We start from the raw sequence: 16,622 nt of genomic DNA on the forward strand, positions 1-16,622 counted from the left end.
CAACTTAAATTAAATTAGAATCTTTTAAAGCTTTTTTAAGAACTTCCAAGTTTTCTTCTTTCATTTCACATAATGGTTGTCTTAAAGGTCCTGAAGGAAGGCCCATTAAATTCATTGCAGTTTTTACAGGAACTGGATTGCTTTCAATGAATAATGCCCTAATTAATTCAACCATTTCATAGTGAAGTTCCATAGCTCTTGTATAATCATCATTTAAGATGCTGTCAACCATCAAAACCATTCTTTTAGCATCAATATTTGCGGAAGCACTTATAACACCAGTTGCTCCTACAGACATAAGAGGCAATGTTAGGGAATCTTCACCTGAAAGAATATTGAACTCGTCTTCAATTCCTTCATGGGTAAGTGCTCGATAAATATCGGAAACTTTATCAACGCTGCCGCTAGCTTCTTTAACTGCATCAATACCATCAACTTTTGCAAGCTCAACAATAGTTTCCACATCCATATTTATTCCAGTACGGGACGGGACATTGTAGAGAATAATTGGAATGTCTACAGCATTTGCAATAGTGCTGTAATGATCAACCATAGCATGCTGTTGTGGTTTATTGTAGTACGGAGTAATTAATAATGCAGCATCCGCTCCAGCATCATAAGCAAATTTTGTTAGAGAAAGTGCTTCTGAAGTGGCATTACTTCCTGTACCGGCAATAGTTTCAACTCTTCCATCAACTTCATCTACTAAAATTTTAATTACTCTTTGATGTTCTTCATGGCTAATTGTAGCTGATTCACCGGTAGTTCCAGCTCCAACCAAACCAGTTACTCCCCTCTCAATCAAGTAATTAATATTATGTCTAAAACCTTCTTCGTCAATTTGTTTATCCTCAGTAAAAGGAGTTACCATTGCAACATATGTTCCTTCAAAATTCATTCTAAAACCTCGTTAACTAAGTCGCGTGCTTTTTCACCATCATTCCAGTCAACAAACAATACTATGGCAGTTTGTGATGAAATAATTTCTAATATATTGATTTCATGTTTTTTCAATGGTTCTGTAATCTTTGAAATGATGCCTGGAGTATCTATGATATCCGGGCTTACAAATGTAATCATTGCGGTATCTCTTCCCAATGATAATGAACTTAAAACATCATTTTCTATAACAAATTGGTGCAACAAATGATATGCCTTATTAGAATCTGATTTATCAACAAATGCAGTCATTGAATTTTGACCTGCAGAAATGCCGAAAATATTTATATCTTCTTCAGCAAGACAACCTGTCAAACCAGCGAATAAGCCGATTTTTTTAACCATTGCCTCACCAACAATAGCAATAAGAGAAATAGGGTTCTTATAAAGTGATACACATTTCAACATGTCGCCCTCATAAGGTCCCACAATACGTGTTCCCTTTGCGGTTAAATCTCCGTGGGCGAAATTGATTATTTTTGCGGTTATTAATGGATCTTTATATTTTAATGCATGAGGGTGTAAAACTTGAGCTCCATGAGTAGCTAAGTCCCTCATTTCTTCAACGGAAATTTCCTCTAACAGTTTTGCACTATCAATTTTATTAGGGTCAGTTGACATTACGCCGTCTACATCTGTGACAATAATCACTTCATTAGCTTCAAGGCAATGCCCGATTAAAAATGCTGTGATGTCACTACCCCCTCTTCCCAAGGTTGTAATCTCACCGCTAGGTCCTTTTCCCAAAAATCCACAAATAACGGGAATAATACCCTGATTAACAAGTCTTTTTATTCCTTCAATTTTGATATTTGTTGTCTTAAAATCTATTTTTGCTTCTAAAGAGTTTGAATCAGTCATAATTGGCCATAGATCATTATAAGGATCAATAAATTCTGACTTGACACCTAAAGATTCAATAGTTGCTGAAAATACTCTAGCACTAGTTAATTCACCCATAGCCATAATTTCTGCCTTTTGCTTATCAGTCAAACTTGCACCAATAGCTTCATTAGATAATCCAATGAGCTCATCAGTTGTCTTGTTGACTGCTGAAACTACAACTACGACCTGATTACCTTTCATATATTCATTTACCACGGACTGCGCCGCTTTTTTAATTCTAGAACCATCGCCAACCGAGGTTCCGCCAAATTTTGCTACTATTAAATCCATTAAGTTCACCTATTTCTTAAAAAATTCTTGAAATTTTGTTAAAATATTGATTAAACAAAATATACATATCTATTTTTATACAACCATATTAATAAAGTTTATATATAAGAGATTATAAAAAAAATGAAAAAATTTTAAATATCAAAAAAAAGTATTAATAAAAAAAAGTGGAAAAATAAGAAAAATCTTATTCTTGAGTTTGTTCTAATCTTACAAGTCTGGTTACATAACCTGCAATTTTGTTTCTTAAATGTTTAGTACTTACAGTAGAGTATTCTTGTACTAATTTTTTGTTTTCTTCAAAATCAGTGGTGAAAACTCCTTTGTGAGTTTCAACAAGTTCTTTTGCTAAACGTTTAACGAATGAAGTTCTAATATTGCCCATTAACATTCCTCCTTAAAATTTTCTTTTGCTCATTTTTATTTAAAACAGTCAGCATATCTAATATCTGATCAATAATATCCACGTCAAGACCTTTTTCTTCAGAAATTCCTCTAACTTTTTCATGGATTTCATCTTCTCGGGATTTATCATAAATTGGCATACCCATATACTCTTTTGCAAGAACAACATCCTTTGCAATAGAGGTCCTCTGAGAAATTAAATCAAATAATTCATTATCAATTTCATCAATGCGATTTCTGGATTCTTTTAGAAGATTTTCGGCTTCCTCAATGCTATTGAAAGATTTAATTTTATAATCCTCACTCAAAAAAATCACCATTCTTGATAATAATGATAATAATATAATTTATTATAATACTAGTATATAAACTATATGATTAATTACTTTAAAAACAATTAATTGGATAACAAGCACTCATTTTAATATGCACCCATCATTGTCCACTTTTGTTCTAATGACCTGACCCTCATATTTGGCCCAAGCCTGTTCAACATCATCAATGGAATCATCACTTACAACAGCTACAAAGGAAGAACCAGTCCCAGACAATCCAGAAGCAATCGCACCTGATTGAAGAGCATCAATGGCAATTGTCGAATCAAAACCCAAAGTTGCTGCATAAATTAAACCATTTAAATTAAGAGCCTTGAAATAATCTTTTTGTTTTGCAAACTCAAAAGCGGTTTCAACCAATGGCGCCAGCAACTTCATTCTTTCAGGATTGGAATCTCCGGATTTTGAATAGAAATTAGGCATATAAATCAAAATAGGATAATCCTGCATTTTTTCCTTTATAATAAACTCCCTATTTTTATTGTCTGTTACGACAACCCCTCCAAAATAAGAAGCGGTTGCATCATCAAATGATCCTGTTATTGTAACGCCAGCATCCAGCGAAGCGTCAATAGCCATATTAATAATCTCCAAATCATCAAGAGGTTTTAAATCAAATTCTTGTGAAACAATGGAAGAAGTCACCTTCACAATAGCATTGGATGATGCGCTGCTGCTTGAAAGCCCGGATGCCATTGGAAGGGAAGATTTTGTTTTTAAGTCAATCCCGAATTCATCTTCGCTGATATTATAATGATTGAATACTTTTTTAACACACAATTCCATTAATGAATTATCAGCTCCAACATCATTACTGCATCTGATTGAATCGCTGGAAGTTTTAGCCTCACAGACAATATCCAATCCAATTCCGAATGCAGAACCGAATCCTGTTGCTATTGCATTAATTATAGTTGCGGAACCCGGTGATCTCACAATTTTTTTCATTATTTAACCTCATCATATGGAATATCCACTTTGGAAAAATCAAGAGCCCGGTTTCTTGCATTCAAAGATAATACATATCTTAAATCCTCATCGTTTACTAAATTATCAATGGCATCGGCAATAGATGATATTTTATTCGGATTTACAAGCAAACCGACATCATTGTTTATGATTTCACTAATTCCTCCAACATCACTGCCGATTACAGGTTTTCCGCAGGCTAACGCTTCTATCAAAACCAATCCAAAGCTTTCTGAAAATGAAGGCAATATCAAAATATCACAGCTTGGAATAATATCTTCAACATCATTTCTTGAGCCTGTGAAAATCACATCACGGATATCCTCTTCCTCAGCTTTCTTTTTAAGTTTTTTAAATAAAGGGCCATCTCCAACAATTACAAGATAATAATCGCTGTTTGCTATTTTTTTAGCTTCCAGGAGCGAATCAACATTTTTTCTTTTAATCAAATTGCCTACAAAAAGAACAATCGGTTTGTCAAAGAGTTTATATTCCTGTTTAAATGAATCATTTTCTTTATTGGAAAATTTATCAATATCAACAGAATTCCAAGACAATTTTGTTTTATTCGCAATTCCCCGGACTCCTGTTGCAATAATCTCATGTTTCAATGCGTTGCTTACTGCAAAAACACCGTCAGCATTTTTCAATACTTTTTTAATAGGTGACCTCATGAAAGGTTGTCTTTTGTACAATTCAAACATGTCAGACCCATGTGCGGTTACATATGTCTTAATGTTATGCTTATTTCCAACTTCAACTGCAGCAGCACCGGCAGGAAACAGGTAATGCCCATGGATAATGTCAATGTCTTCTTTTTGGATAAGATCCTTCAATGCATTTTTAGCATTCAATTTAAACATTAAACCCCTGACACCCGGAATATTGAGACCTTTTGTTCCGATGACATGAATACCGTCAATGTCTTTAATTTCCTTATGGGGATAAGTAATCACATAAACTTCATGACCCTGCTTGACAAGCTCTTTCGATAATGTGTGAATATGAACACCCACCCCTCCAAAATGAGGCGGGAACTGACCAACCATAGCTATTTTCATAAAAATAAACCCCTATTAATTATAATTAATTTATTAAAATTATTATTTAAATAATTACCCAAAAAATAAATGGAATAAATTATCTAGAAAGTTTTTGAAAAATCACAAAAATAATCCCCAATGATAACATGTGAAAATAAGATTATTACTAAAATAAAAAAAGAAAAAAATTAAATAAATTTTAAATGAAAACATCAAGTATTTAGAGAAATCTATCTAAAGTTCAATAGAATCCGCTTCATAAACATTTATAATTAAATCTTGTGCAACTAAATCTGCAATATTTCCTCCAAAGTTAAGGAAATGTTCGGTTTGCAAATGTGCATCCAAAATTTCTTTGGATTCCCATTGTTCAACAAATAATAAAGAGCTATCTCCAGTATGGCAATATAGATTATAATCTACATTTCCATCTTCTTTTCTTGAATTTTCAATTAAGTCTTGTGCAAATTCGACAATCTTATTTGCAGCATCCTCATCTTTAGGAATTGCTTTTGCTAAAACAAATATCATAGAATCACCTTTTTATTTAAAAAAACATATAAGTTAAAAAATTAGAAATATTCTTTCTAAAAATTTAACTTATCTTATGAAAAATTTTTACTTCATTTCAAATTGAGGTATTCCTGTAATTCTAAGACCACCATAATGGGATCTGTATTTGATGTTTAACCCAATTAAGAGAGGAGTAATTTTTTCAATGATACGGGATTTTTCTAAAATTCCGCAGTCAATAGCTTGAACTCCTGGAAGTTTATTAATGAGTTCGGTAGCAATTTCTTTTGCTTCGTTGTCATTACCTGCAATTAGACAATCACAATCTATATCATTAGGGATATTGGCCAAATGAGAATTACTGATATTACAAAATGCACAGATTACCTTTGCACCGGTTCCGGCAAGGATTTTGTCAGTTCTTTCAGCTGCTGAACCTTCCATTAAATCAATGAAACGGAATGGTTTACCGCCAATAGCTGTTTCTAATGGTACAGTAGCATCTAAAACAATTTTATCATTACAGAATTCCTTAATGCCTTCAAGAGTAGGTTTTTGAGCTGCCAAAGGTACTGTGAGAATTAGGATGTCACCTTCTTTTGCCGCATCTTCATTAGCCATACCAACAATATTTAAATCATAATCTTTGAGTTCTTCTATTGTTTCTTCAACAATTGTTAAAGCCTTTTCTTCTTTACGGGAGCCTACAATAACCTCAACGCCTTCAATAGCAAATCTTTTTGCGATACCTAATCCTTGAGGTCCGGTTCCGCCAATTACTGCAACTTTCATGTTATCCTCCACATGTTAAAATTAAATTTCGACTGATTATTAAAAAACTTTTAAAAAAAAAAGTAATGGAAAAAATTCCATTACTTTAGTTTTTCCAATTGAGAAAACAGATTTGAACTAGTCAAGATCTAACATTACAACAGGTTTAATTAAGTCTTTTGGTTTTTCTTTCATCAAGAGTAATGCATCTTCGATTTTTTCAAGTCCTTTGAATTTGTGGGTAACTAATAATTCAGGGTCTTGTCTGCCGCATAATGCTAAGTCAGCAAGTCTTTCCATTCTGACAGCACCACCAGGACATAATCCGTTTTTAATGTTGATGTTGGACATACCGCAACCCCATTCTACACGAGGAATTAATACGTTGTCAGCACCACTTAAGTAGTTTACGTTGGATACTGTACCACCTGCTTTTGCTGATTTAATAGCTTCTGCCCATGTGTTTTCTAAGTTACCACCAGCAATAACTACAGAGTCTACACCTGCACCGTCAGTCAAGTCTCTGACTTGTTCGTCGATTGCTCCTTCTTTGTAGTTAATTATGTCTGTTGCACCGTATTTTTTAGCAACTTCAACAGAAATTGGACGGGTACCTGCTGCGAATAATCTTCCTGCACCTAAACATTTTGCACCTGCAATAGCTGAAAGACCTACTGCACCGATACCGATAACAAGTACTGATCCACCTAATGGAATGTCAGCGTTTTCGGATCCCATCATACCAGTGGACCACATATCGGTTAACATTACTGCACCTTCATCGGATAAACCTTCAGGGATGAATGTTAAGTTTGCGTCTGCCATGTTTACGTGGAATCTTTCTCCGAATACACCGTCTTTGAAGTTGGAGAATTTCCAACCACCGAGAGGTTCGGTTGTTTGAGATGGGAAACCTCTTTGAGCTGCTTCGTCATCCCAGTCAGGAGTGATTGCTGGTACGATTACTCTGTCACCAGGTTTAAATTTGGTTACGTGGCTACCTACTTCTACAACTTCACCAACAGCTTCGTGACCTAAAACCATGTCTTTTCTGTCACCGATTGCACCTTCCCATACAGTGTGAATATCTGAAGTACATGGAGATACACAAGTTGGTTTAATAATTGCGTCATATGGTCCACATTCTGGTACTTCTTTTTCTACCCAACCGATTTCATTGAGTCTTTTCATTGCAAATCCTTTAAAAGTTGCCATTTTTTCACCTCATTTTATTAAAAATATTTAAAAAACCTATCAAATGATTAAAGGAAAAAAAACCTTTAAACAATTATTTTTTAGAAATTTGGTATATAAATAAACTATTTCTTCATACAATAAGTTTAAATAAATATTTCTGTGAATAATTCTATATTTTCAGCACTATATAAAATTAACTATTTTTCAATAGAAATTTTTCAAATTAAAGAATAAATAAGTATTACTTAATATTTTTACAAGTTAAAAATGATTTTTCAATTAAAAATTTATTTCGGAAAATAATTTCAAAAAATTAAATCAAATATTTTTTTTCGAATGAAAGTATTTTTCATATCGTATGGGGAAAAAAATTAAAATGAATTTCAAAATCTAAAAAAATAATTTAAAAAATATGTTCATGATAAAAAAACATGTTCATGATAAAAAATGAAATTGATGATGAAAATTTTAAGATTAAAAAAAATATACATTAATCAATAAAATGATTCTTATATGATTCATAGAAACTTCTAGCATCCCTTAACACAACATCATCATTGCTAAAGAGCATTTCTGAACTGTCAAATACTACATCATCGAAAAATAAGTATAATGAAGTGAATGTATTTGTAGCAGTGAAGAATATATTTGCAAGATCATCAACAATATAATAATCTATTTTCTTATCCCTCACCAAAGATTTAAAATACCTGTCCGAATCGGATTTGACTATCAAATCCAGGATGTTTTTTGTAGTAATCAAATCCAAATGGCCATCATGCAAAATGATTGAATCATAAATGGCATCCATAAATATCTTAGAATAAACCGGCAAAATCATGCAGATATCATTAGACAACTTAATATTTTTCAAATACTCATTTATAGGCTTGGCAAATTCAGTAATGGTTGATTTGACAACGATAGAATCATTGAAAAATGACAGTTCTTTTAAAAATTTATTTGAAACAGACTTGAGCGAATGGTTTTCCCAAAAGCTACCATTATTATCAATATTTTTGAAATTGATCAGTAAATTTTCTAAATTCTGAGCAACCAGAAAACCCGCGGAAGTAATTACAAACTGCTTGTTGGATAATCTTGTGATTAGCTTGCACTCCCTAAGTTCATTTAATCCCCGAGATATGTTACCTGATTTTTTATTAAATTCTGATTCCAATTCTTTAATTGATTTTGAAGATTCATATAAACTAAATAATAGTTTTAACCTTATTTCAGAAGTCATTAAAAATTTCAATATATTAAAATCTTCCAAATCCCTTTGACTATCAAAAAACTCAGATTTAATAATTATACCCCCTTATCCTTAGGATAAATTATATTTTCCAAAGAAACATAATCCCCGCACAATTTCTGATACTCATTAAACAGTTTTAAACCCCATTGAATAGCGTCTTTACTAGTGGATGCAATGACCGCATTTTGATTGAATTCACCGGATTTATGATAAAAAGCCAAAACCAGGCATTTATCTGATACCGTAAAAGCAAATTTAACATGAATGTCGTTTGGTATTAATCGGACATACTTATTTTTAATCCCTTTACTTTTAGGGACATACTCCTTAATAAAATCCTTTACTGCCTCTGAAACTTCATCTGGAAGTATCAACTCAACGGTACATTCATTATCAATCCAATAACTAATAATATCATCATGTCTTGGGTGAAAATAAGGAAATATTCCTTTTAAAAACTTAAATCCCATTAAAGAACATTGAAAAATTTCAGTAGCCTTAAATAAATCTATATTATTGGACTCCACTAATTTTGCACCTTCAAGCGGAGATAAATCCTTAGTTGTATCAACAAAAATGTCCAATAAGGAATCATTTAAGAAATTAACGTTTTCACTTAAAATGCGAGCTGACTTATCAAAATTAATCATGTGGATTAGTTTGAGTTTTGTTTTGTTGAACAAATAAAACCTATCGTTTACACTATAAATAATCATCCGCTGCTCAAGCTTATTAATGTTATCCAAAATTGAACTATAACCGTAATTAGTTTTCTCTTCAATCTCTTTAATTGATGCTGGAGAGTTATATAAACATCCTAAAATCTTTAAACGAATTTCAGAATTAATTAAAAATTTGATTTCCTCTTGAAAATCGTTTAAATCATCTTCATTAAAATCAATTTTCAAACTCAAACCTCACAATTGTGATTGTAATATATATTTTATTTAATAATATATTTAAACATTAAGATAAAAAATTTATCAGGAAATAACAAATAAACTCTTTTTTAAAGCATATGGTTGTTATTTAAATAATTTCCTTCCATATCCACCAAAACAACATTCAAATCCAAATCAAAGCGTTGTTTACATCTATCTTTAATAGCATCGGCAATGCTGTTTGAAACTTCAAATGATACGTCCAACTCATCCAGGATAGACATCATGTCATCGGTGGTCTTGGAATCGAATAATCTTTGCAGATTATCCCTGTCAACACCACATAATGCCGCATGAGTAACCATTATTTCCCGCCTTCCATCAGCAACGGCATGCTTTGTGTCGAATATGCCTCCGGCAACCTTAATAAGCTTACCCATATGGCCAAAGAAAGTGAATTTTTTAATTCCCCTCTTTTCGGCTTCCTCAAACATGAACCCAACAAAATTACCAGTCTGGACAATTTGCTCTTTGGTTATATCCAGATTCTGTAAGGCCAATTTTTCACCGATATTTCCCGGGACAAAAACCAAATCTTCAATTCCTGAAGCAATAGCCACATCCAGTTGAGTAACAATGGAATTCTTATATGCTTCATTCGACATTGACCTTGCAACACCGGTTGTTCCAAGAATAGATATGCCTCCGACAATGCCCAATTTAGGATTCATGGTTTTTTTAGCAATTTTTTCGCCTTCCGGAATTGAAATGGTTACTTTGGCCGCCTTACCCTTTGGCAGCTTTTCCTTCAAGTTTTCAAAAATCATCTTACGGGGAACAGGATTTATCGCATGTTCACCTACAGGTATCTGAAGACCCGGTTTTGTAATTATGCCCACACCTTCACCGCCGGTTATAATAACATCAGATGTTTCATCAGTTTTATCGAATAATTCAACAGTAGAAACAATAGCCAAATCCACAGTAACATCCGGATCATTGTAAGGATTTTTATGAGCTATAGCATAAGCTTTAAAAGGAGATATCTTCTTACATTTATCAATAATAATGTCTAATGTCTTTTTAGGAGTTTCTACTTTAACACATGCAACATCAGCCGAATCCAAAATAGCATCAAGAGCTGCTATCGAACAAGCAGTTGCTACGGTTCCAGTCGTAACCCCCGTATAATTCTCATTAGTCATTTTAATAAAAAAGAATAAAAAAGAGTGAATCTATAACAAAGATTCAATTTTTTCAATGAGTTCATCATCTCTTGGTGCACCGACAAATACCACTTCACCATCAATGACAATAGTAGGCACTGCCATGATTTGATAATTAATAGCTTTTTGTCTGTTTTCATCACTTTCATCGATTTTAAGTACTTCTACATCGATTGCATCGCCCAATTTATCTTTTGCTACTTGAGCAGCGTCAATTGCAGATGGACAATGAGGACAGGAATTTGTTGAAAATACTTCTACTTTAATTGCCATAATAAAGTCTCCATTTTTTAATTACTATTTAAACCTAATTTATAATAACTAATATATAATTGTTACCACCTACATTATTTTTCAAATGCTCACTCTAAATATTTATAATTAATGAAAAAAATAAAAATTAAATGATTAATATGGAAAACCTACCAACTGATATCAAGAAAATAATTAATGGCGCATATCCCTACATTAAAGAGTTCAATCCTGCCCAAAAAGCAGTGATTGAATCCGGATATTTAGATGACAAATCAAATTACATTATTTGTATTCCTACAGCAAGCGGAAAAACTGTTTTGGGAGTATTGCCTGCACTTAAAACAATACTTGAGGGCGGAAAAGCAGTTTACGCAGCACCGCTTCTTTCAATACAAAATGAAAAGGTAAAGGAATTTAAGGCATTTGAAGAATATGGAATCAACGTTGGAAAACATCCTTCCAGTGCAGATTTATCAGTTATGGTTTTCGAGTCTTTTGATGCGCTTACAAGATTTTCATGGGATGCCTTGAGGGATGTTGATACATTAATTATTGATGAATTCCATATGATCGGAGAATACACAAGAGGCCCAACACTTGAAGCGGCAATCACACGTGCGAAAATCATCAATCCGAGCATGAGAATAATTGCCCTTTCAGCCACCCTTAGAAATATCCAAGAGATTGAAGGCTGGCTTGAAGGAACATGTGTTGAACATGATTACAGGCCTGTGCCTCTCCATAAAGAGGTTTTGGATGCTGAGATGTTCAATACGAAAAATAAAAATGATGTTGTTGTAAAAGTAATTGAAAAAGCTATTAAAGACAAATCTCAGGCATTAGCTTTTGTATCAACAAGAAGATTTACTGAAAGCCTTGCAACTTATGTTTCCGGCAAAATAAATAAGAAAATCAATGTGGAACAAAGAAAAAGATTTAAAGAAGTTTCAGAAAAACTGCTTGAAGTTCCCAAGAAAAAGGGATCGCTGCCAACAAGCACCTGCCTTAAACTGGCGGAAGTTGCTGAAAAGGGTGTTGCATTCCACCATGCAGGATTATTCAATGAACAGAAAGAAATTATCGAAGATGAATTTAGAAACGGCAATATCTTAATGATTACTGCGACACCAAGTTTAATGTATGGGGTCAATCTCCCTTCAAAATCAGTTGTAATCAGAGACCATACCCGTTGGACCAGCAACGGCCCCCAACCGATTCCTGTTTTTGACTACGAACAGATGTCAGGGCGGGCTGGAAGGCCACAGTATGATGATGTAGGTTATTCCTATCTTATAGCTAAAACAATGGATGAAGCCCTGAACTTAGAGGAATATTACATTGAGGGAGACATTGAATTAACCAATTCAAAATTGGTTGACAATAAAGATGCTATATACCGGCAGATTATTGCACAAATCGCATCATCACTTTCCAAAAATTTAAAGGAATTAACTGACTTTTTTGGAAAGACATTATATGGATATCAAATGAGCAACAATCCTTCAATGTCCCTATTTGCTGAAGACAGTTTAAGATATGAACTTGAAACTGCATTGCAATTCTTGCTTCAAAATGGAATAATTAGAGCAACTCCGGAAGGCCTTAAGGCAACAGACTTTGGAAATTTAATAGCAAGGTCCAATTATACCGTCGAGACTGCAGTTAAAATAAAAGAATACATTTCCTCCATCAGCAAATTCAATGCGGAAGAATTTATTTATGCACTATCTGAAACTCCGGATTTACCTTTAATTTCATTTAAAGGAAGAAAATCAAAAGATCCAGTACGCGATAAGCTGTCTGAAGCAGGATTATTTGCAGTGGATATCGGAAATCCTGAAGCTACAACCGTTTCTCTTATTGAATGGATTGATGAGCGAAGCGAATATGAAATTGAGAATAAATACAATGTTTATTCCGCTTCAACAAGAAGATCCGCTTATGAAGCATCCCGCCTTGTAATATTTGCTAAAAAAACTTCAGAAGTTTTAGGCGATTACACTCACCTGAAAGAATTTGATTTCCTATCAGCCAGATTATACTATGGCGTTAAAGAGGACATTATACCATTAGTTGTTGGCGTTAAACGTCTTGGAAGAAAAAGAGCTAGAAACTTAGTGAATGTATTTGGAAACGATTTAGGAAACGTTTCTGAAGCAGAATTACAAAAAATAGATGGAATTGGTCCTAAATTAGCTTCAAAAATTAAATCCTTCACAGAAAATTAAAAATAAAAAAGGGAGGAGATTATCCTCCACCTTCAGCAACATTAGAGTCAAGTTCAATATTTTCTAAATCTAATGCTTTTTCTTTTAATGCCTCAATATCAATCTCATCATCACCATCATCAAAAGATTTTTTCTTTAAATCTTTTTCATCAAGTAACTCAACCAATTTTGAGCGGTACCATAATTCAGTTTTATCAATTTTTATCCAATCAATACCATCTTTTGATTTTACATCAACAATTTCGCCAATTGTTCCAGTATCAACATAACGGACATGATTGCCTACAGCAAGTTCTTTATCTCTTGCATCAAAAACCATATTAATACCTATTCATCTTCTATTTCAACGGTAGTTGTTTCAACTGGCTCCTCTTCCACATCTTTTGGAATTTCTTTATTTAAGATAACATAAGCACCGATGGTTGCAATATCTTCAAAGTCTATTTCGAGTTCGTCTCTAGAGAAGATATTTTTTTGTAAAGTTAAAAAGATTTTTTCAATTTGACCAGATGCAGGGTCAAAATCTACATTATCAATTTTACCAACTTCATATGCATTTTTATCTAAAACTGTGGAACCTATAAATTCTTTGATTTTCATAGTATCACCTTTTATTATATTTATTTTGATAGACATATAATAAAACATTAACTATTTAAACAATACGATTATATAAAATTAACTATTAAATTTTTAAAAAAAGGGTGTTTTAAATGGAAAATGCATGTCGAATAATAATTGAGGATATTCTAAATGGTAAAATTTCTACTCGCCGCGATTTAGAAATTTCAAAAAGGCAATTATGCCGCGATTTGAAATTATCCAGATTTATGAGCAATGCAGACATTTTAGAATATGCTAAACCTGAAGAAAAAGAAGTTGTTTCTGGCATTTTAAAGAAAAAACCTACAAGAACAATGTCAGGCGTTGCAATTGTTGCTGTGATGTGCCACCCACACAAATGCCCTCATGGAAGATGTTTCTATTGTCCTGAAAGTGAAATAGCGCCTCCAAGCTATACCGGTGAAGAACCAGCAGCGTTAAGAGGTAGAATGTATGAATTCCACCCTTACATTCAATGTTTCAATAGACTAAAACAGCTTAAGAAAATAGGCCATCCCATTGATAAAGTTGAATTGATTATAATGGGAGGAACATTCCCATCAAGAGACCTGTGCTATCAGGAATGGTTTACATCACAATGTCTAAAGGCAATGACCGATTTCGGATTGATTATTGAAAATAAACCTGAAAATTACGAATACAATTTGGACTACGATGAAATCAGATCATTTGAAAATGGAGTTTTGAAGACTTATCCTCCAAATGATTACGTTTTAATTGATGATGTTCAGAAAGCCAATGAAAAATCAAAAGTAAGATGTGTTGGAATGACCTTCGAAACACGTCCGGATTATTGTAAACAGGAACATATTAACAGAATGTTGGATTTTGGAGTTACAAGAGTCGAACTTGGTGTTCAAACATTGTCCGATGATTTATATGTTAAAATCAAAAGAGGCCATACTATTGCAGATGTAATTGAAGCCAATCAGCTTCTAAGAGACTCTGCCATAAAAGTGGCTATGCATATGATGCCCGGTTTGTTCGTTAGAGAAAAGCAGGATTTGAAAATGTTTAAACAATTGTTCAGTGATGATAATTTTAAACCGGACATGCTTAAAATCTATCCATGCCTAGTTACAGAAGGAAGCGAATTGTATGATTTGTGGAAAGCCGGAGGATATGCTCCCTACACCGATGAGGAAGCTGTTGAACTGATTGTTAAAATCAAAAAGATTCTGCCGAAATGGGTCAGAACCATGAGAATACAAAGGGATATCCCATCAACATTAATTGAAGCTGGTGTTAAAAAATCAAACCTCGGAGAGCTTGTCTACAACCGACTCGAAAAGGAACACATCGACTGCCAATGCATCAGATGCCGTGAAATTGGACACAAAAAGACAAGTCAGGAATATACATTAGATGATTTTGAATTATTTAAAGAAACTTACATGGCCTGTGATGGTGTTGAAAACTTCTTATCTATTGAAGACGTGAATGAGGAAAGCATAGCTGGATTTTTAAGGTTAAGATTTCCTTCCAAAAATCATTTCAGAAAAGAAATCAGCGATAAGACTGCCCTTGTTCGTGAACTTCATGTTTACGGAAACATGATAAAAATTGGAGATAAAAATCCTAAAATAGGCCAGCACACCGGATTTGGCGAAAAACTCTTAAAAGAAGCTGAAAATTTAGCTATCGATAATGGAAAAGAAGAAATGGCCATAATCAGTGGAATCGGTTCCAGAAATTATTACCGTAAATTCGGATATGAAAAAGTTGGACCATACATGATGAAAAAGTTAATATGAAAATATTTAAATAGTTCATTCGTGTAAATACTAACTAATTATAACAAGAGTGGTAATATGTACAATATAAAAAATTCAAAAGAATTAGCAACCTACATCAATTATGCCAATTTAAACAATATCATCACTGAAGATGAAATGAAAGAATTTTTGGAAAAAGCTAAAGAGACAACTTTCAATTCAGTTATCGTTTCACCGACATATGTGGAACTGGCTAAAGAATCTTTAAAAGACACAGACATTAAAGTTGGAAGTGTAGTCGGATTCCCATTAGGTTTTGAAGATAGCCAAACAAAATTAGCCGAAGCAAAGTCCTTAATTGATAAAGGTGCAGACGAATTGGAAGTGGTTGTTAACTTAAGCCATCTTAAAGATAAAAAATACGATTTAATAGGTAAGGAAATCGAAGAGATAAAAAAAGCAGTGGGCGATAAAATCCTAAAGGTAGACATAGAAGTTAAAGCTCTTGACGATGCGGAAAAATCTGCAGTAGTTCAAGTTATTGAAAAGGCAGGAGCGGATTACGTTAAAAATGCAACAGGATTTGTAACCCCTTGCCACATATATGAAATCGTAAACGACATCAACATCATCCAAAAATATGCTCCAAAAGTTAAAATCGAAATATATGGTGGAGTTGACAGCTATAAGATTGCCAACCAGGTTTTGACAGGTGGAGCAGATAGAATAGCAAGTAATCAGGGATATGAAATCGTTAAAAGATATAAAGAGTTGAGAGAAAACACTCAAGTAAAACCAAAACCGATTACCTTAACTAAAAAATAGGTAATTTTCACTTTTTCTTTTTTTAATAAACAGATGAATATAGTATTTTCCATATTAAACTAAATAAAAATAACAGAATATTAATTGGAAAGCTAATTTTTAAGAAAAATAGTATAAAAAGAATGCCATGGGCCGGACTTGAACCAGCGACATCTAGATCTTCAGTCTAGCGTTCTCCCATCTGAACTACCATGGCATATGGACCGAACGAGATTCGAACTCGTGATCTCCTCCACGTCAAAGAGGAATCATACCCCTAGAC

Annotated in this window: 18 protein-coding genes and 1 tRNA gene; 3 read left to right on the forward strand and 16 right to left on the reverse strand. The window is 33.3% G+C overall.

Annotated features, from left to right (window positions below):
• Window positions 1-4 precede the first annotated feature (4 nt).
• The 13 genes from dapA to IJI93_RS05185 all read right to left on the reverse strand — a co-directional run bounded on the left by dapA (window position 5) and on the right by IJI93_RS05185 (window position 10,986).
• Window positions 5-898, reverse strand: a complete 894-nt coding sequence (gene dapA / locus IJI93_RS05125) for a 4-hydroxy-tetrahydrodipicolinate synthase (RefSeq protein WP_292820869.1) — start codon at window positions 896-898, stop codon at window positions 5-7.
• Window positions 895-2,115: an aspartate kinase gene (locus IJI93_RS05130; RefSeq protein ID WP_292820871.1), complete on the reverse strand. Its 1,221-nt coding sequence runs from the start codon at window positions 2,113-2,115 to the stop codon at window positions 895-897. Before IJI93_RS05130 ends, dapA begins: the two co-directional genes overlap by 4 nt.
• Window positions 2,116-2,302: 187 nt before the next feature.
• Window positions 2,303-2,500, reverse strand: coding sequence for a 30S ribosomal protein S17e (locus IJI93_RS05135; RefSeq protein ID WP_292820873.1), 198 nt, complete (start codon window positions 2,498-2,500; stop codon window positions 2,303-2,305).
• The gene (locus tag IJI93_RS05140; RefSeq protein WP_292820875.1) at window positions 2,487-2,828 is read right to left on the reverse strand and encodes a chorismate mutase; all 342 of its coding nucleotides are present in this window, start codon (window positions 2,826-2,828) and stop codon (window positions 2,487-2,489) included. The genes IJI93_RS05135 and IJI93_RS05140 overlap by 14 nt, the downstream gene beginning before the upstream one ends.
• Window positions 2,829-2,936: 108 nt before the next feature.
• Window positions 2,937-3,803 (reverse strand): shikimate kinase, encoded by an 867-nt coding sequence (locus IJI93_RS05145; RefSeq protein WP_292820877.1) that lies wholly within the window; start codon window positions 3,801-3,803, stop codon window positions 2,937-2,939.
• Entirely contained in the window at window positions 3,803-4,885 is a 1,083-nt protein-coding gene (locus IJI93_RS05150) for a glycosyltransferase family 4 protein (RefSeq protein WP_292820879.1), read from the reverse strand. The genes IJI93_RS05145 and IJI93_RS05150 overlap by 1 nt, the downstream gene beginning before the upstream one ends.
• 216 nt (window positions 4,886-5,101) lie before the next feature.
• The gene (locus IJI93_RS05155; protein ID WP_292820881.1) at window positions 5,102-5,398 is read right to left on the reverse strand and encodes a putative quinol monooxygenase; all 297 of its coding nucleotides are present in this window, start codon (window positions 5,396-5,398) and stop codon (window positions 5,102-5,104) included.
• A gap of 87 nt (window positions 5,399-5,485) precedes the next feature.
• Window positions 5,486-6,172, reverse strand: a complete 687-nt coding sequence (gene npdG, locus IJI93_RS05160; RefSeq protein ID WP_292820883.1) for an NADPH-dependent F420 reductase — start codon at window positions 6,170-6,172, stop codon at window positions 5,486-5,488.
• Window positions 6,173-6,289: 117 nt separating this feature from the next.
• Window positions 6,290-7,366 (reverse strand): NAD(P)-dependent alcohol dehydrogenase, encoded by a 1,077-nt coding sequence (locus tag IJI93_RS05165; protein WP_292820885.1) that lies wholly within the window; start codon window positions 7,364-7,366, stop codon window positions 6,290-6,292.
• Window positions 7,367-7,838: 472 nt separating this feature from the next.
• Window positions 7,839-8,594, reverse strand: a complete 756-nt coding sequence (locus IJI93_RS05170) for a winged helix-turn-helix domain-containing protein (RefSeq protein WP_292820887.1) — start codon at window positions 8,592-8,594, stop codon at window positions 7,839-7,841.
• A gap of 65 nt (window positions 8,595-8,659) precedes the next feature.
• The gene (locus tag IJI93_RS05175; RefSeq protein WP_292820889.1) at window positions 8,660-9,514 is read right to left on the reverse strand and encodes a winged helix-turn-helix domain-containing protein; all 855 of its coding nucleotides are present in this window, start codon (window positions 9,512-9,514) and stop codon (window positions 8,660-8,662) included.
• Between the two features lie 101 nt (window positions 9,515-9,615).
• Entirely contained in the window at window positions 9,616-10,692 is a 1,077-nt protein-coding gene (cbiD, locus tag IJI93_RS05180; RefSeq protein ID WP_292820891.1) for a cobalt-precorrin-5B (C(1))-methyltransferase CbiD, read from the reverse strand.
• A 30-nt stretch (window positions 10,693-10,722) separates the two neighbouring features.
• Window positions 10,723-10,986: a thioredoxin family protein gene (locus IJI93_RS05185; RefSeq protein WP_292820893.1), complete on the reverse strand. Its 264-nt coding sequence runs from the start codon at window positions 10,984-10,986 to the stop codon at window positions 10,723-10,725.
• A 131-nt stretch (window positions 10,987-11,117) separates the two neighbouring features.
• Here IJI93_RS05185 and IJI93_RS05190 point away from each other — a divergent pair, with 131 nt between their 5' ends.
• The gene (locus tag IJI93_RS05190) at window positions 11,118-13,196 is read left to right on the forward strand and encodes a DEAD/DEAH box helicase (protein WP_292820895.1); all 2,079 of its coding nucleotides are present in this window, start codon (window positions 11,118-11,120) and stop codon (window positions 13,194-13,196) included.
• Between the two features lie 19 nt (window positions 13,197-13,215).
• Here the strand turns inward: IJI93_RS05190 and IJI93_RS05195 are convergent, their stop codons facing one another.
• Window positions 13,216-13,515, reverse strand: a complete 300-nt coding sequence (locus IJI93_RS05195) for a DUF2098 domain-containing protein (protein ID WP_292820897.1) — start codon at window positions 13,513-13,515, stop codon at window positions 13,216-13,218.
• A gap of 8 nt (window positions 13,516-13,523) precedes the next feature.
• A complete protein-coding gene (locus IJI93_RS05200; RefSeq protein ID WP_292820899.1) occupies window positions 13,524-13,796 on the reverse strand; it encodes a PRC-barrel domain-containing protein in 273 nt (90 codons plus the stop codon).
• Window positions 13,797-13,909: 113 nt separating this feature from the next.
• Here IJI93_RS05200 and IJI93_RS05205 point away from each other — a divergent pair, with 113 nt between their 5' ends.
• Both IJI93_RS05205 and deoC read left to right on the forward strand, forming a co-directional pair.
• Window positions 13,910-15,574 (forward strand): tRNA uridine(34) 5-carboxymethylaminomethyl modification radical SAM/GNAT enzyme Elp3, encoded by a 1,665-nt coding sequence (locus tag IJI93_RS05205; RefSeq protein WP_292820901.1) that lies wholly within the window; start codon window positions 13,910-13,912, stop codon window positions 15,572-15,574.
• 57 nt (window positions 15,575-15,631) lie between these two features.
• Window positions 15,632-16,360: a deoxyribose-phosphate aldolase gene (gene deoC, locus IJI93_RS05210; protein ID WP_292820903.1), complete on the forward strand. Its 729-nt coding sequence runs from the start codon at window positions 15,632-15,634 to the stop codon at window positions 16,358-16,360.
• A gap of 123 nt (window positions 16,361-16,483) precedes the next feature.
• Here deoC and IJI93_RS05215 read toward each other — a convergent pair.
• Window positions 16,484-16,556 (reverse strand) — tRNA-Phe (locus tag IJI93_RS05215).
• Window positions 16,557-16,622 lie beyond the last annotated feature (66 nt).

It is taken from the genome of Methanobrevibacter sp. (assembly GCF_017431965.1).
Lineage (GTDB): Archaea > Methanobacteriota > Methanobacteria > Methanobacteriales > Methanobacteriaceae > Methanocatella.

Bases quoted from the DNA above. Each gene is read 5' to 3' on its own strand.
- dapA (WP_292820869.1), bottom strand. From the start codon at position 898: ATGAATTTTGAAGGAACATATGTTGCAATGGTAACTCCTTTTACTGAG.
- IJI93_RS05130 (WP_292820871.1), bottom strand. From the start codon at position 2,115: ATGGATTTAATAGTAGCAAAATTTGGCGGAACCTCGGTTGGCGATGGT.
- IJI93_RS05135 (WP_292820873.1), bottom strand. From the start codon at position 2,500: ATGGGCAATATTAGAACTTCATTCGTTAAACGTTTAGCAAAAGAACTT.
- IJI93_RS05145 (WP_292820877.1), bottom strand. From the start codon at position 3,803: ATGAAAAAAATTGTGAGATCACCGGGTTCCGCAACTATAATTAATGCA.
- IJI93_RS05150 (WP_292820879.1), bottom strand. From the start codon at position 4,885: ATGAAAATAGCTATGGTTGGTCAGTTCCCGCCTCATTTTGGAGGGGTG.
- IJI93_RS05155 (WP_292820881.1), bottom strand. From the start codon at position 5,398: ATGATATTTGTTTTAGCAAAAGCAATTCCTAAAGATGAGGATGCTGCA.
- npdG (WP_292820883.1), bottom strand. From the start codon at position 6,172: ATGAAAGTTGCAGTAATTGGCGGAACCGGACCTCAAGGATTAGGTATC.
- IJI93_RS05165 (WP_292820885.1), bottom strand. From the start codon at position 7,366: ATGGCAACTTTTAAAGGATTTGCAATGAAAAGACTCAATGAAATCGGT.
- IJI93_RS05170 (WP_292820887.1), bottom strand. From the start codon at position 8,594: ATGACTTCTGAAATAAGGTTAAAACTATTATTTAGTTTATATGAATCT.
- cbiD (WP_292820891.1), bottom strand. From the start codon at position 10,692: ATGACTAATGAGAATTATACGGGGGTTACGACTGGAACCGTAGCAACT.
- IJI93_RS05185 (WP_292820893.1), bottom strand. From the start codon at position 10,986: ATGGCAATTAAAGTAGAAGTATTTTCAACAAATTCCTGTCCTCATTGT.
- IJI93_RS05190 (WP_292820895.1), top strand. From the start codon at position 11,118: ATGATTAATATGGAAAACCTACCAACTGATATCAAGAAAATAATTAAT.
- IJI93_RS05195 (WP_292820897.1), bottom strand. From the start codon at position 13,515: ATGGTTTTTGATGCAAGAGATAAAGAACTTGCTGTAGGCAATCATGTC.
- IJI93_RS05200 (WP_292820899.1), bottom strand. From the start codon at position 13,796: ATGAAAATCAAAGAATTTATAGGTTCCACAGTTTTAGATAAAAATGCA.
- IJI93_RS05205 (WP_292820901.1), top strand. From the start codon at position 13,910: ATGGAAAATGCATGTCGAATAATAATTGAGGATATTCTAAATGGTAAA.
- deoC (WP_292820903.1), top strand. From the start codon at position 15,632: ATGTACAATATAAAAAATTCAAAAGAATTAGCAACCTACATCAATTAT.